Below are 13,422 nucleotides of genomic sequence, written 5' to 3'. Positions count from 1 at the left end.
AAACTCTGAGTGAAAGCAAAAAAACGCCTGATAATGACAGCGATGGTCAAAGACAGCGTAACGTTAAATATCACGGTGTAAAAGAGAAGATGTAAGCGGTAAGCAAATGGCGCTACCGCTTTTTAGCTACAAGGACGAGCGATGAAAAAATTTGGTTTGTTATTATTTCCGTTGATAGCTGTTGGCTGCAACACCACTGATTCTGCAAAATCTGAACATGTCTATCCGCAAAAATATGTCGACCTGACCGCAGAAGATGGTCAACATCTGTTGGAAAAATACTGGATTCTGGCAACAAGAAAAGATCCGGCGCTGCCTCCGGCAGCTGCCAGAGAAAGTCTCGCAGGCTGCACAGGTGTCACTTTTCTGATCAACAGCAAGGGGCGCGCTGATGGATATAAGATTACTAATTCATATCCTGAAGGCATGTTTGACCGGCACGTACTTGCCGCGCTTGCTCGCTGGCGTTACAAGCCAGCTGAAGGCAACCCGGATAAAACGCCAGTGCTGACCTCAGTCTCGATAAGTTTTACGCCTGAAAAGGCTGGTAATGCAAACGAAGCTGCGCAGCGATGTGAAAACCTCAGCAATCGATAACGCAACTGGGTGATGAAAAATCAGTTGCGGTAGCGACAACGTTATCGCAGTAAGCTGTCTTTACTGGCTCGACGATTCATCGCCGACACAGATTGCGTCTTTTTCTCCTGTTCAGTCTGGCACTCAATGCACATTTGTACGCCCGGTATTGCTTCGCGTCGGGCCTGTGAAATAGGCTCATCACAGAGCTCACAGAACTCGGCACTTTCACCCTGAGGAATACTGCCCTTAGCCCGGGCCACTCCGTCTTCGACGCTCGCATCAATTTGTTCCTGAACTGCACCATCTTTGGCCCATCCACCTGCCATAGTTGTCTCCGGTTATTTAAACAATACGCTTAGGGTAGCGTTACCATTTTATTTCGATCTCAAGTTCTGAATCGTTGTCAGCCTGACCCACCATTTCTTCATAGGGCGTCGCCTGACGTAACCATACTTCATCGAACGTCTTATCTTCGAAATGCGTTCTGATTTCATCGATAGAATTAAATGTCTTTGGTTTATCCTGGGATGCCATAAGCGGTTTACGGTTGTCTTGCTCACCAGTAGCGACAACGTAGTAGCCCCCCTCCAGCGACTCAATGTATAAATTCATAATTCATCTCATTGTATAATAATGTATATATGTAACCCTGAGACTGATAAAGTGATCATTAAAGTTGGGTAATGCGGCAAATGAAGCATGCTTTTTCTATTTAACTTTTGAAAGATCTGGCCGATAAAAAAGTGCGGCTGACTACACCCCCTCCGAGCGCCTGAGTAGGTTGGAAACATGCGTATTGCCAAAATTTGTAAGCGCTTAACAGCATTGATTTTACTGCTTTTCAGTATCAGTGTGAGCGCGCAAAAAACACTGTCAGTAGCGGTGAATGTTGGTCCGCCCTGGGCTTATTATGATGAAGAACGCGGTGTGGTCGGCATCGACGTCGATATTATCAGCAGTATCTCTGAGCGACTTGGCTATCAGCCAGACTTTCACCTGCTCGTATACAATCGGCTGATAGAGGATTTCAGAAACGGTAAGTATGATATCGCCAGCCCGGCGGCGTTTGATTCTGCAATAGGCTTTCAGACTTCACCTTATCTCCCATTCGAAGATGTTGCCGTCACCTTGAGCAGCAGAAACATGACGATCGATACAATTGACGATTTGGCGGGTAAAAGCATTGTTACTTATCAAACCGCCCGGTATGTGCTTGGGGAAACGTTTGCCAATATCATTGCTGACGATCACTATCTGGAGATCGCTGACAGAGAGGCGCAACTGAAATTACTGGCAAATGAAAGAACCGATGTGGTTATCGGAGAGCGCCGATTGCTGACCTATATAATGAGGCAATACTACCCGGATATAAAGCTCGCCATTCACCCCATTTTTGAGGCGCGTCCATATGGGGCGATAATCAAAGATGAAGCCTTGCGCGATGCATTTGAGACGGAGTTAAACAATATGAGAGCGAAAGGCGAGCTGAAAAATATATACCGCCGATGGCCGTGAGTTTCAGTCTTCAGGTTGTCTGATTATTTCCCCGTTTTTAATCACCAGCGTAACATTTTCCAACACCTGAATTTTTTCCAACGGATTTCCCGGAACTGCAATAATATCTGCCAGCATTCCCGGTTCAACACTGCCCAGTTTGTCCTGCTGTTTAAGCAGTGATGCAGCATTGATTGTTGCTGCCTGTATGGCCTGTAAGGGCGTCATGCCAAATTTAACCATCCGCGCAAACTGTCGGGAATTATCACCGTGCGGATAAACGCCCGCATCAGAACCAAATACCATTTTAACGCCTGCCTTGACGGCTTTGCTGAAACTTTCCCGCTGTGTTTTACCCACGGTCCGTTCCTTAGCCAGGCTCTCTTCAAGGATGCCCGCCGCTTTCCCCTCACTCAGGATATACTCGGTCACATAAACATCCATGGATAAATAGGTGTTATTTTCTACTGCCAGCCTGATGGCCTCATCATCTAACAAGCTGGCATGTTCAACAGAGTCGACCCCGGCGCGTATGGCTGCTTTTATACCCGATGTGCCATGGGCATGCGTAGCGACGGTCAGGCCACGAAGGTGCGCTTCTTCCACCAATGCCTGCATTTCTTCAGCAGTATATTGTTGTGCACCCACTTTGGTACCTTTGGACAAGACGCCACCGGTTGCGCAAAATTTGATAAGATCAGCCCCGTATTTGATATTACGACGAACCGCTTTGCGAATCTCCCAGGGGCCGTCGGCAACACCGTCACTGGTCTGGGCATAGTCAAAGGGCAAAAGGTTATTGTCACAATGCCCGCCGGTTACGCCAAGCGAGGGACCGGCCACAAACATCCGGGGACCTGTTATTTCACCCGCGTTGATTGCGTCTTTCAAAGCGACGTCGGCAAATCCGGGTGCTCCGACATTGCGCACTGTGGTAAATCCGGCGTGCAATGTATCTGATGCGTGTTTCACTGCTTTGAGCGTCGCTCGTGGCACTGATACGCCCAATCGCTTGTAGCCATGTGTGGCAGCATCGCTGGTCAGGTGCACATGCATGTCCATCAGTCCCGGCAGCAGCGTTGCATCACCGAGTCGGATAATCCGGGCATCGTTATCAATAGTGATATCTTGGGCGCTTCCTGCCTGACTGATAACGTTATCCTCTATTACCACCACGGCGTCATTGATGAGCTTACCACGCTTTACATCCAGCATCCGGTCAGCTGTCACAACCAGGGACGCTGATAAAGCCGGCAGCGAAACGATCACTAAAATAAAACTTAAAAGATAACGCATGGTTCACCTGACATTTGAAAGTTGAAAACGGTGCTTACTTATCGCTGTTTTTTTGCCCGTTTTGTAAATACAGAGCAGTTCCGACACTTATCAGCAACAGAATGACCATTGGCCACTCACCCAAAAAGCGATAGGGTGTAAATCCGGTGGTGGCGGATACGCTCTCCGTTAAACTGGCACGCTCAAATCGTGGCAAACGGCTGGTTACGTTACCCGCATCATCAATGAAGGCGGTAATGCCATTATTGGTGGCTCTGACTACCGGACGCCCCAATTCTTTCGCCCTGACACGGGCGATTTGTAAATGCTGCGCCGGACCGTGAGATTTACCAAACCAGGCATCGTTGCTTACGGTAATAATCATGCCGGTATCCTGATGGACGTTGGCTGAAACCTGGCGGGGAAAAGCGATTTCAAAGCATAATGCCGGCGCCATGCGCACGCCGTTAGCCACAATATTTTCCTGCACAAACCCGCCTCGTGAAAAGGATGACATTGGCAGGTCAAAAAGCGGGGCCAGAGGGCGTAAAATGCTCTCAAATGGCACAACCTCGCCAACAGGCAGTAAATGGTGTTTTTGATACCGGTTGCTACCGCCATAGCGATAGTGACCGGCTTCCCCGGCAGATTTAGTTCCCAGCACAATCATCGTGTTCCAGGAATTTTTGGTTTCAAAATTATAATCAACAATCCCGGTGATTAAAGCGGTCTGAGTGGATGCTGCTTTTTCATCCAGCGCGTGCAAATAGCCGTTTGCAAGATATTCCAACTTGGGCACGGCCGCTTCAGGCCATATCACAATATCGCTGCTCCACAGAGGTGTAGTCATTGCCTGGTACATCGCCATAGTGGGCGCATCCTGTTCAGGCTCCCAGCGGATAGATTGCTCGATGTTGCCCTGCACCATGCTCACAGTATGTTGGTCAGTGGTGGTGACCCACCGATGCTGATTAAGCACCATACCGCTTATCGCAGTGATGGCGATCAGCAGTACAACAGGCACCAGCTTTTTGCTGAAAGACCAGATGGCAGTAGCAGTACACACCAACATGACCAGCGCTGTAACGCCGGTTTCACCAATAACCGGAAACCATCCTGCCAGTGGACTTTCGAGTTGGCTGTATCCGAGGGACAGCCAGGGAAAACCGCTTAATAACCAGCTTCTCAGCCACTCGGTAAAAAACCAGGTGGCGGGTAGTGACATGGGCCATAGTGCGGGCGTAAAAAACCGTTTAGTCAGATAAAAAGCAAGAGCAGGGAAAAGGGCCAGGTATCCACACAATAGTGCCATGATGCCCACTGATGCTATGAGCGGCATGCCGCCAAATGTGGCGATACTGACGTGAACCCAGCTGATCCCTGCACCAAACCAGCCCAGGCCAAACCACCACCCGGTAGAAAACCCGGAGGCTGGTCGTGTATGCAGTTGCCGGATAGCAATGACCACAGCCAGAAACGTAACTGGCCAGGCGTAAAACGGAGAAAATGCAAATGTCAGACTGGCCCCGCTTATAATCAGCAGAGCCACAGAAAAAAACGCGTTCAGAAGAATTACTCCAGAGAGGGAATGGTCACTTTTAGCTGTACCAGGCGTCGTTTATCTGAGTTTGTAACTTTAAAATGAATATCTCCGATGGAGATTTCATCGTTAGTGGCAGGCATGTGGCCAAACGCTTTTAAAACAATGCCACCGATCGTATCGGCTTCTTCTTCACTGAAACTGGTTTCAAAGAATGCATTAAACTCATCGACCGGCGTCAACGCTTTAACGGAATAGGTATATTTGTTCAAAGGACGAATATCATCGGTACCGTCTTCTTCGGTATCGTATTCATCTTCAATTTCACCTACTATTAATTCCAGAATGTCTTCGATAGTAACCAGTCCGGATACGCCGCCATACTCATCCACCACAATAGCCATGTGATAACGCTGCTGACGAAACTCTTTTAACAGTACATCCACCCGTTTGCTTTCCGGAACGATAACGGCCTGACGAATCACTTCTTTTAAATTGAACTCCTGCTCGGAGTTGAACATGTAAACCAGCAAGTCTTTAGCCAGCAGAATGCCTTCAATGTGGTCTTTGTCTTCGCTGATAACGGGAAAGCGGGAGTGAGCGGATTCGAGCATAATGGGAAGAAATTCTTCCACTTTCTGATCGATATCAATGGTGGTCATTTGTGTGCGGGGAATCATAATGTCTCTGACACGCATGTCATTAACACTTATCACGCCTTCGATCATTTCCCGCGTCTGGGGATCAATAACTTCGCGCTGTTCCGCTTCGGTGATAACTTCTACCAGATCTTGCTTGCTTTGCGGCTCTCCGGAAAAGGTTAGTTTGATTTTGTCGATCCAACTTTTTTGCGAAGAGCCGTTGGTAGAGTGGGGATTATCGTCGCTCATAGTGTCCGTTTAATTTGTTAGTCAATGGTCAAAGTAATCGTCTTGGTAAGGGTCGTCAATGCCTAATTCAGCCAAAATGCGAATTTCGAGGGCCTCCATTTGCTGGGCCTCAGCCTCATCAATATGGTCATATCCCAGCAAATGCAAAATGCCGTGTACAATCATGTGAGCATAGTGATTACCCACCGTCTTATTCTGTGCTTCAGCTTCTTCACTGATTACCGGTGCACAAATAACCAAATCACCTAATAGTGGTAACTCAATACCCGGTGGTGATTCGAAGGGAAAAGACAGCACGTTGGTAGGCTTATCTTTACCCCGATACTGGTGATTCAGTGTACGTGATTCTGTACGATCCACAAACCGTGCGGTGAATTCCTGATCATTGAGCGCCAGGTATGCAAAGACGGTATCAGCCCAGCGCTGGAGGTTTTCAGGTGAGGGAATGTCAGCGGCGATCGTATCATCGCCGTCGAACGCCATTTGTATATCGATCAGTGCCGTCATGAAGCGCTGGAATCATCACTGGCTTGTTGCTGCTCTTTTAGCGCCTGTTCTTTTTTAGCCTGCTTGAGCGCTTCCTGTTGCGAATCATACGACTCATAGGCCTGAACGATGCGCGCGACGACCGGGTGACGAACAACATCATTGGCCGTAAAGAAGTTGAAAGAGATATCTTTGACTTCTTTAAGTACTTCAATAGCGTGACGTAAACCAGAACGCGCCCCGCGAGGCAAATCGATTTGTGTAATGTCACCAGTGACCACCGCTTTGGAATTAAAGCCAATACGCGTTAAGAACATTTTCATCTGCTCAGTGGTTGTGTTCTGACTCTCATCAAGAATGATAAAGGCATCATTTAACGTACGTCCGCGCATATAGGCTAGCGGTGCGACTTCAATCACATTTCGCTCCATCAGCTTTTCGACTTTTTCAAAACCCAGCATTTCGAACAGGGCATCGTAAAGCGGACGAAGATAAGGATCGACTTTCTGAGACAGGTCACCAGGCAAGAAGCCCAGCTTCTCACCGGCTTCAACCGCCGGGCGGGTTAACAGAATACGGCGCACTTCCTGCCGTTCCAGTGCATCTACCGCGGCCGCCACCGCCAGATAGGTTTTACCGGTACCGGCCGGGCCGATACCAAAGGTAATATCGTGGTTGACGATATTCGCCACATACTGACTCTGACTCGGGTTGCGGGGCTTGATGACCCCACGCTTGGTCTTGATAGTAACGTCTTTACCGTGGCTAGTACCGCTGCTGTCTTTTTCCAGCACCCGGGATTCCTGTATTGCCAGATGAACCTGCTCAGCCGTAAGCTCTGCAGGCTGGCCTTTTACCGGCTGCGTTTCTACATAAAGATCTTTGAGTAACTGCGCCGCACCATTTGACTGGGCATCCTCGCCCAGAACTTTGAAAGCGTTATTCCGGTAGGTGATTTCAACCCCCAGCCGACGCTCAATCTGTTTAATGTTGTCGTCAAACGGCCCACATAAAACCGACAAACGTTTATTATCGGCAGGTTCCAGTACAAATTCGTTACTTACCAAATTACTCAAGCTGCTTAAATCCTCGCAAAAAGTGTTCAGGCTGATGGGACAAACTGGCCCACGCCAAGTGAATCAGGCTGCGTCGCCTGATGCTTTGCTGTAATAGATTGGGGCGAAACTGCCACACGCAACCCCATATCACCTTCGCGACGCACCACGTCGCCACGCAGTGAGTTGGTGAACACATCGGTTATTTTCACATCGACAAATTCACCCACCATATCCGGTGAACCTTCAAAATTTACCACACGATTATTTTCAGTACGCCCGGACAGCTCCATTGGGTTCTTTTTAGACGGTCCCTCAACCAGAATACGTTGCTCTGTGCCTACCATGTTTCTGGCGATGCGCAAAGCTTGCTGGTTGATTCGTTGCTGTAGCAGATATAGCCGCTGTTTTTTGGTGTCTTCGCTGACATCATCAACTGCATCGGCTGCGGGTGTGCCGGGGCGAGCGCTGTAAATAAAGCTGAAACTCAGGTCGTAATCAACCGCCTGAATGAGATCCATCGTTGCCTCAAAATCGGCGTCGGTTTCTCCGGGGAAGCCAATGATAAAGTCAGACGACATGCTGATATTGGGGCGAACCTTACGCAGCTTGCGAATACGTGACTTATATTCCAATGCGGTATGCCCGCGCTTCATCAGGTTCAGGATGCGATCTGAGCCACTTTGGACGGGCAGATGAAGATGATCAACCAGTTCAGGAACCGTTTCATACACTGCAATGATGTCGTCTGTGAACTCAACCGGGTGAGATGTGGTGTAGCGAATGCGATCGATGCCGTCGATAGCGGCCACCAGCTCCAGCAGTTCAGAAAAACGACAGATGCTGCCATCATCCTGCTCGCCACGATAGGCATTAACATTCTGTCCTAACAGGTTAACTTCACGCACGCCTTGTTCAGCCAGTTGCGCCACCTCAAGCAGGACATCGTCGAGCGGTCGGCTGACTTCCTCTCCCCGGGTGTAAGGAACAACGCAGAAACTGCAGTATTTTGAGCAGCCTTCCATGATAGAAACAAAGGCCGTCGGGCCAACTGCTTTAGGTTCAGGCAGCCGATCAAATTTTTCAATTTCAGGAAAGCTAACGTCTACGACGGATTTCGCGCCGCCCTGTAATTGTTTAATCATTTCCGGCAGGCGGTGCAGCGTCTGTGGACCAAACACAAGATCGACGAACGGGGCGCGCTGCCGGATTGCGTCACCTTCCTGAGAAGCCACGCATCCGCCGACACCGATAACCAGCTCCGGCTTGTCTTTTTTAAGATGCTTCCAGCGACCTAACTGATGAAACACCTTCTCCTGTGCTTTTTCACGAATTGAACAGGTATTAAGCAGAATAACATCTGCATCTTCCGGCTCTTCAGCGCGCGCATAGCCGTGCGTGGAATCCAGCAAGTCGGCCATCTTGTCCGAGTCATACTCGTTCATCTGACAGCCCCAGGTTTTGATATACAGCTTCTTAGTCATAGCCACTACAATACAATGTTAGATTACCGGCACACAGCAATGCCTGAGGGTACAGGAAAAACACACGTGAGAGCACCAAATAGATGGCGCTTACCCGTATCGTTTTTTACAACTAGCGGGTGTCGGTTGATGTTCAAAATAGCCGCGTATTTTACCTGTTTTAATGCGCTTTGCCCAGCGATTCACCAATCCGCCGGATTAAATATTCATTATCACCGTATAACCTGTTTAACAGTTCATGACTACCACCATCGATTAGGACATAATACCGTTATAAATGGCAGGAGGGCGTATGTACGATTTTTGTGTAAACGGGGCAGGGATGACAGGTGCGGCAACCGCATTAGGTTTGATTCAACAGGGATATTCAGTGGCCCTGTTAGAGCCCCGGTTACCTGAACCCTTTAACGCAGAGCAACCGCCGGATTTGCGGGTGTCTGCCATATCGCTGGCATCAGCCCGGATGCTAGAAGCGCTGGGCGCCTGGCAGCATATTCCCGTTGCGCGTATTCGTAAGTACGACCGCTTATCAGTGTGGGAAGACGACGGTGCCCGTACAGACTTTGATGCTGGTATGGCTGATACTGATACTCTGGGCTATTTCATTGAAAACCGGCTCATTCAACTGGCGTGTTTGCAAGCGGCGCAAGAAAATGCGCACAGTCAGAAGCTGTCATTATTCCAAGCTGCCCCAGCCTCTATCCAGTTTAACCAGAATGTTGACGGGGAATCGGTTGCAAACCTGTTACTTGATTCTGAACAAACCATAAGTGCCCGGTGGGTCATCGGCGCAGATGGCGCACAGTCGGTGGTGCGCCGCGAAGCCGGAATCGGTGTGAGCGGCTGGCAATACGAACAGCATGCGTTGGGCGTCGTCGTGAAACTCGATGAGCCTGTGGCAGACTGGACATGGCAGGAGTTTCACAGCAGCGGGCCGCGCGCCTTTTTACCCATGTACGATAATATGGGCTCGTTTATCTGGTACGACAGCGCCACAACAGTTAAGCAGTTAAGCCGGATGGATCATACTACACTTAAACAGCGGATAGCAGACGCATTTCCGGCTCACGCGGGTAATTTTTCCGTCGTTGGCAAAGCAGCTTTTCCCCTTACACGCATGCACGCCCAGCACTATCTCAGACATCAGGCTATTTTGCTCGGTGATGCTGCCCATACTATTAATCCTCTGGCCGGACAGGGCGTGAATATTGGGTTTAAAGATGTTGCTTTGTTACTTAATCTTATCAGTACATGTGAAAATATTAGCGCGTTGGATGAGGTGCTTGCACAAAAGTACGAGCCGGTCAGACGTCGGGATAATCTGGCGATGATGAGTGCGATGGACGGATTCTACTGGCTGTTCAGTAACGATAATCCGCCCGTCAAGTGGTTGCGTAACAAAATGCTCAGAGTGGCACAACGTGCGATACCTGCCAAGCGACTGGTACTTAAATACGCAATGGGGATCCAGTAATGGAAGTTCTGATTATTCTGGGGATTTTGTTTTTAGCATTATTTATCATTATCCCGCTGATTGAACGCTCTAACATGCGTGTCAGCAGTGAAACGGCATCAAAAATAGCACGATGGATCTGGCCTTTGATTATGATCAGCCTGGTGATACAGCTTCTGATGATGATGTTCAGGGGGTAGCGGGCCACTGTCCCTGAATATCGAGCATAAGCTTATCGATAAAAAAATGAATTGCTTCATCATTTCCGGCCCGATACGCACTATGGCGCAGGCCGATAAACTGTGTTTGCAACCAGGTAGCAATAAGATTCGGTGATACTGACGTAGTGATCTGCCCGGCGCTTTGCAGTGCACTCACCAGTGTTGTAAAACCCTTTTCAATTTCCGTCAGGGCGTCGTCTAAAGCCCGCGCGGCATCGGTCCCCAGTTTCGAGCGCTCTGCCATCGCGTTAATTAACAAACACTGACGTTGATAACGTTTGCTGGGTGGGCGTAGTAATTCATCGGACAAAAATCGTCGCGTTGCGGTCAATAACTCCGTTTCATCGGAGGTCAGCTCGAGGCGGGCGCGCAGTTGAGTTGCGTAATGCTGAATGACCTGCACGAACAGGGCGGATTTGCCGGGAAAGCGCGCATAGAGACTGCCCGGGCGCATATCCAGCTTATCCTGGACATCACGCATACTGGTCGCCTGATAACCTTTTTCCCAGAATAATTCTGTGGCTTTATCCAGAATCTCATTAGATCGCTCAGACACAGTGCACCTGTCGTTATCTGATTAAAGAGGATGATTTTTCATTGTTACCTGAACAATTGTTCAAGTAAACCCATATACAGAGTTACATTCACCAAACAGCAGGTATGAATAATGTCTGAGAATAAGTCTGAATACACCATCCATGATGAGCAGAGCGCCCCGGAAAAGGCCAAACCGCTGTTAAAAGCCTCTAAAGAAGATTTTGGTATGATCCCGAATTTGCACGGCATTATGGCAGAAGCCCCGACGCTGCTTGAAGGTTATCAGAAACTTCATGCTCTGGCGCAGGAAACCTCGTTCAACAAAGATGAACTGACCGTCGTATGGCAAACCGTGAATGTTGAGCACGAATGTCATTACTGTGTGCCTGCACACACTGGCATCGCTAAAAACATGGGGGTGGAAGATAAGCTTATTAATGAGCTGAGAAATGACGAAAAACTCAGTGACAATAAACTGAATGTACTGAAAAACGCAGTACTGTCCATTACCCGCAATCGTGGTCGTATTGATGACGATTCGTTAAGCGAATTTTTTAACGTGGGATATGACCGCCAGCAGCTGCTGGAGATCGTGCAAATACTCTCACAAAAGGTTATGAGTAATTACACCAATCACCTGGCCAATACGCCAGTAGACGAACCATTTGAAAAATTTAAATGGAATCCTGAAAAACTATAATAAAAAGGCGGCCTGCAGGCCGCCTTTTTTTTTTACCAGATATTTTCTTCTGTACTGCCCTGAATAGAGCAGTCACCCTGTTTATATTCGGGACGCTCACCACGTTGTCGCTTGGCGAAGTAATCTTTGCTGATTGAAACAATCGTCGGCGTCATCCAGATTATTGCGATAATATTAATCACTGACATTAGCCCTAACGCCATATCCGCCATTGCCCACACTGTGGGCAGCGCTGCCATGGATCCCCATAAAATCATACCCAGATAGCCTGCGGTATAAATTAACCGGCCTGGCTTGTTGTCCAGGTGAAACATATGCAGATTACTTTCACCATATGCATAATTTGCGACGACCGAGGTAAATGCAAACAGACAGATTGCCGCAGAGATGAAGTCAGTGCCCGATGCGCCAATATGAATGCTCAGCGCATCCTGTGTCAGGCCAATACCGCCCATGCCCTCAGCGGCATTTTCATTACCGGCCAGCAAAATGATAAACGCCGTACAGGTACACAGAATAATAGTGTCAAAAAAGACGCCCAACATCTGTACATAGCCTTGTGAAACCGGATGATTCGGGTTAGGCGCAGCACCTGCAGCAGCATGGGGAACACTCCCAGAGCCGGCTTCATTTGAATAAAGACCACGCTGGATACCATTTTTAATGGCAGCGCCCAAGACACCAGCGCCGGCTTCTTCCAAACCAAACGCAGCAGAAATGATGTGCCCGAGCATGGCCGGGACCTCTGTGATATTAATCGCAGTGACGACTAACGCAACCAGAATATAGCCTACGCCCATAAATGGCACAGCCAGCTCAGCAAACCGGGCAATTCCCCGCAATCCGCCAACCACAATCAGCGCCGCCAGTAGGATAATCGCGAGGCCGGAATACAGGGTAGGGATGGCGTAGGCATTTTCCAGCGCATCAGTGATAGTGTTTGCCTGCACCGCACTGAAAACAAAGCCATAACCGAAGAAAAGGCACAATGAAAATGCCACTGCCAGCCAGGTTTTTCCCAACCCCTGCTTAATGTAATAAGCGGGCCCGCCGCGAAACTCACCATTATCGTCGCGAACTTTATAGAGCTGACCAAGTACGCTTTCAGCAAACCCGGTGGCCATACCGATAAGCGCTATCATCCACATCCAGAAGATAGCGCCGGCGCCACCTAATGAAATGGCCACTGCAACACCAGCAAGGTTACCTGTACCCACCCTGGCAGACAAACTTGTGCATAAGGCCTGAAATGAGCTGATGCCTTCTTTGGTTGAGCGTGTACTGCCTTTCATGACAGAGAACATATGGAAAAAATGCTTAAACTGAACACCACCGAGTTTCACGGTGAACCAGATGCCGCAAAAGACCAGCATGTAGATAAGCAGAGGGCCTGTGGCGATATCAACAGGCCCAAGAACCGGTACATCAGCACGTAAGGCCAGTCCTTCGCCCCACAGAACGTTGTTCACAGCGGCAACAATCGTGTCTAACACAGTATATCCTTGAGGAAAAAATTTTATTATTTTCCAGCATATTACCACGCATGGACAGATGCGAAAGTAGCCCCGGCATTATTCTGCAACGGATAATCGAATATCTAATGAAAAAAGTGTCTGGATGAGAACAAAAGGATGGCTGGGGTAGCAGGACTCGAACCTACGAATGGCGGGATCAAAACCCGCTGCCTTACCAACTTGGCTATACCCCA

At 48.8% G+C, this 13,422-nt stretch carries 15 protein-coding genes and 1 tRNA gene; 5 read left to right on the top strand and 11 right to left on the bottom strand.

Going from position 1 to position 13,422, the window contains the following annotated elements; all coding sequences use genetic code 11:
• Positions 1–141: 141 nt before the first annotated feature.
• Complete coding sequence (locus HHX48_RS04510) at positions 142–597, top strand: energy transducer TonB (protein WP_191022663.1); 456 nt, start codon at positions 142–144, stop codon at positions 595–597.
• 41 nt (positions 598–638) lie between these two features.
• On the opposite strand, the gene HHX48_RS04505 is transcribed toward HHX48_RS04510, so the two are convergent.
• Complete coding sequence (locus HHX48_RS04505; RefSeq protein ID WP_191022661.1) at positions 639–905, bottom strand: DksA/TraR family C4-type zinc finger protein; 267 nt, start codon at positions 903–905, stop codon at positions 639–641.
• A 40-nt stretch (positions 906–945) separates the two neighbouring features.
• The gene (locus tag HHX48_RS04500; RefSeq protein WP_191022659.1) at positions 946–1,191 is read right to left on the bottom strand and encodes a DUF6482 family protein; all 246 of its coding nucleotides are present in this window, start codon (positions 1,189–1,191) and stop codon (positions 946–948) included.
• A 177-nt stretch (positions 1,192–1,368) separates the two neighbouring features.
• Between HHX48_RS04500 and HHX48_RS04495 the strand changes: the two genes are divergently transcribed.
• Complete coding sequence (locus HHX48_RS04495; RefSeq protein ID WP_191022657.1) at positions 1,369–2,094, top strand: substrate-binding periplasmic protein; 726 nt, start codon at positions 1,369–1,371, stop codon at positions 2,092–2,094.
• Between the two features lie 3 nt (positions 2,095–2,097).
• Here the strand turns inward: HHX48_RS04495 and HHX48_RS04490 are convergent, their stop codons facing one another.
• The 6 genes from HHX48_RS04490 to miaB are packed head-to-tail and all read right to left on the bottom strand — an operon-like array spanning position 2,098 to position 8,803.
• A complete protein-coding gene (locus HHX48_RS04490) occupies positions 2,098–3,369 on the bottom strand; it encodes a Xaa-Pro dipeptidase (RefSeq protein WP_191022655.1) in 1,272 nt (423 codons plus the stop codon).
• Between the two features lie 34 nt (positions 3,370–3,403).
• Positions 3,404–4,897, bottom strand: a complete 1,494-nt coding sequence (gene lnt, locus HHX48_RS04485) for an apolipoprotein N-acyltransferase (protein WP_317983475.1) — start codon at positions 4,895–4,897, stop codon at positions 3,404–3,406.
• A gap of 23 nt (positions 4,898–4,920) precedes the next feature.
• Positions 4,921–5,778 (bottom strand): CNNM family magnesium/cobalt transport protein CorC, encoded by an 858-nt coding sequence (gene corC / locus HHX48_RS04480; RefSeq protein WP_191022653.1) that lies wholly within the window; start codon positions 5,776–5,778, stop codon positions 4,921–4,923.
• Between the two features lie 21 nt (positions 5,779–5,799).
• The gene (ybeY, locus tag HHX48_RS04475; RefSeq protein ID WP_191022651.1) at positions 5,800–6,285 is read right to left on the bottom strand and encodes an rRNA maturation RNase YbeY; all 486 of its coding nucleotides are present in this window, start codon (positions 6,283–6,285) and stop codon (positions 5,800–5,802) included.
• Complete coding sequence (locus HHX48_RS04470) at positions 6,282–7,340, bottom strand: PhoH family protein (RefSeq protein WP_191022648.1); 1,059 nt, start codon at positions 7,338–7,340, stop codon at positions 6,282–6,284. Before HHX48_RS04470 ends, ybeY begins: the two co-directional genes overlap by 4 nt.
• Before the next feature lie 26 nt (positions 7,341–7,366).
• A complete protein-coding gene (gene miaB, locus HHX48_RS04465) occupies positions 7,367–8,803 on the bottom strand; it encodes a tRNA (N6-isopentenyl adenosine(37)-C2)-methylthiotransferase MiaB (protein WP_191022646.1) in 1,437 nt (478 codons plus the stop codon).
• Positions 8,804–9,095: 292 nt separating this feature from the next.
• On the opposite strand from miaB, the gene HHX48_RS04460 reads away from it, so the two are divergent.
• Entirely contained in the window at positions 9,096–10,277 is a 1,182-nt protein-coding gene (locus HHX48_RS04460; protein ID WP_191022644.1) for an FAD-dependent monooxygenase, read from the top strand.
• The gene (locus tag HHX48_RS04455) at positions 10,277–10,456 is read left to right on the top strand and encodes a hypothetical protein (RefSeq protein ID WP_191022642.1); all 180 of its coding nucleotides are present in this window, start codon (positions 10,277–10,279) and stop codon (positions 10,454–10,456) included. The genes HHX48_RS04460 and HHX48_RS04455 overlap by 1 nt, the downstream gene beginning before the upstream one ends.
• Here the strand turns inward: HHX48_RS04455 and HHX48_RS04450 are convergent.
• The gene (locus HHX48_RS04450) at positions 10,446–11,033 is read right to left on the bottom strand and encodes a TetR/AcrR family transcriptional regulator (protein ID WP_191022640.1); all 588 of its coding nucleotides are present in this window, start codon (positions 11,031–11,033) and stop codon (positions 10,446–10,448) included. The genes HHX48_RS04455 and HHX48_RS04450 overlap by 11 nt on opposite strands.
• A gap of 111 nt (positions 11,034–11,144) precedes the next feature.
• Here HHX48_RS04450 and HHX48_RS04445 point away from each other — a divergent pair, with 111 nt between their 5' ends.
• Positions 11,145–11,714, top strand: coding sequence for a carboxymuconolactone decarboxylase family protein (locus HHX48_RS04445; protein WP_191022638.1), 570 nt, complete (start codon positions 11,145–11,147; stop codon positions 11,712–11,714).
• 32 nt (positions 11,715–11,746) lie between these two features.
• Here the strand turns inward: HHX48_RS04445 and HHX48_RS04440 are convergent, their stop codons facing one another.
• Positions 11,747–13,207: an alanine/glycine:cation symporter family protein gene (locus tag HHX48_RS04440; RefSeq protein WP_191022636.1), complete on the bottom strand. Its 1,461-nt coding sequence runs from the start codon at positions 13,205–13,207 to the stop codon at positions 11,747–11,749.
• A gap of 139 nt (positions 13,208–13,346) precedes the next feature.
• Positions 13,347–13,422 (bottom strand) — tRNA-Gln (locus HHX48_RS04435).

The organism is Salinimonas profundi (assembly GCF_014750655.1).
GTDB classification, from domain to species: domain Bacteria; phylum Pseudomonadota; class Gammaproteobacteria; order Enterobacterales; family Alteromonadaceae; genus Alteromonas; species Alteromonas profundi_A.
The sequence above is the reverse complement of the archived record's forward strand: the minus strand, read 5'-3'. Positions and strand labels throughout refer to the sequence as shown.

Excerpts from the sequence above, each read along its gene's own strand:
- HHX48_RS04445 (WP_191022638.1), top strand. The coding sequence starts at position 11,145 with ATGTCTGAGAATAAGTCTGAATACACCATCCATGATGAGCAGAGCGCC.
- HHX48_RS04455 (WP_191022642.1), top strand. The coding sequence starts at position 10,277 with ATGGAAGTTCTGATTATTCTGGGGATTTTGTTTTTAGCATTATTTATC.
- miaB (WP_191022646.1), bottom strand. The coding sequence starts at position 8,803 with ATGACTAAGAAGCTGTATATCAAAACCTGGGGCTGTCAGATGAACGAG.
- HHX48_RS04500 (WP_191022659.1), bottom strand. The coding sequence starts at position 1,191 with ATGAATTTATACATTGAGTCGCTGGAGGGGGGCTACTACGTTGTCGCT.
- HHX48_RS04460 (WP_191022644.1), top strand. The coding sequence starts at position 9,096 with ATGTACGATTTTTGTGTAAACGGGGCAGGGATGACAGGTGCGGCAACC.
- HHX48_RS04495 (WP_191022657.1), top strand. The coding sequence starts at position 1,369 with ATGCGTATTGCCAAAATTTGTAAGCGCTTAACAGCATTGATTTTACTG.
- HHX48_RS04505 (WP_191022661.1), bottom strand. The coding sequence starts at position 905 with ATGGCAGGTGGATGGGCCAAAGATGGTGCAGTTCAGGAACAAATTGAT.
- HHX48_RS04490 (WP_191022655.1), bottom strand. The coding sequence starts at position 3,369 with ATGCGTTATCTTTTAAGTTTTATTTTAGTGATCGTTTCGCTGCCGGCT.
- HHX48_RS04510 (WP_191022663.1), top strand. The coding sequence starts at position 142 with ATGAAAAAATTTGGTTTGTTATTATTTCCGTTGATAGCTGTTGGCTGC.
- ybeY (WP_191022651.1), bottom strand. The coding sequence starts at position 6,285 with ATGACGGCACTGATCGATATACAAATGGCGTTCGACGGCGATGATACG.
- corC (WP_191022653.1), bottom strand. The coding sequence starts at position 5,778 with ATGAGCGACGATAATCCCCACTCTACCAACGGCTCTTCGCAAAAAAGT.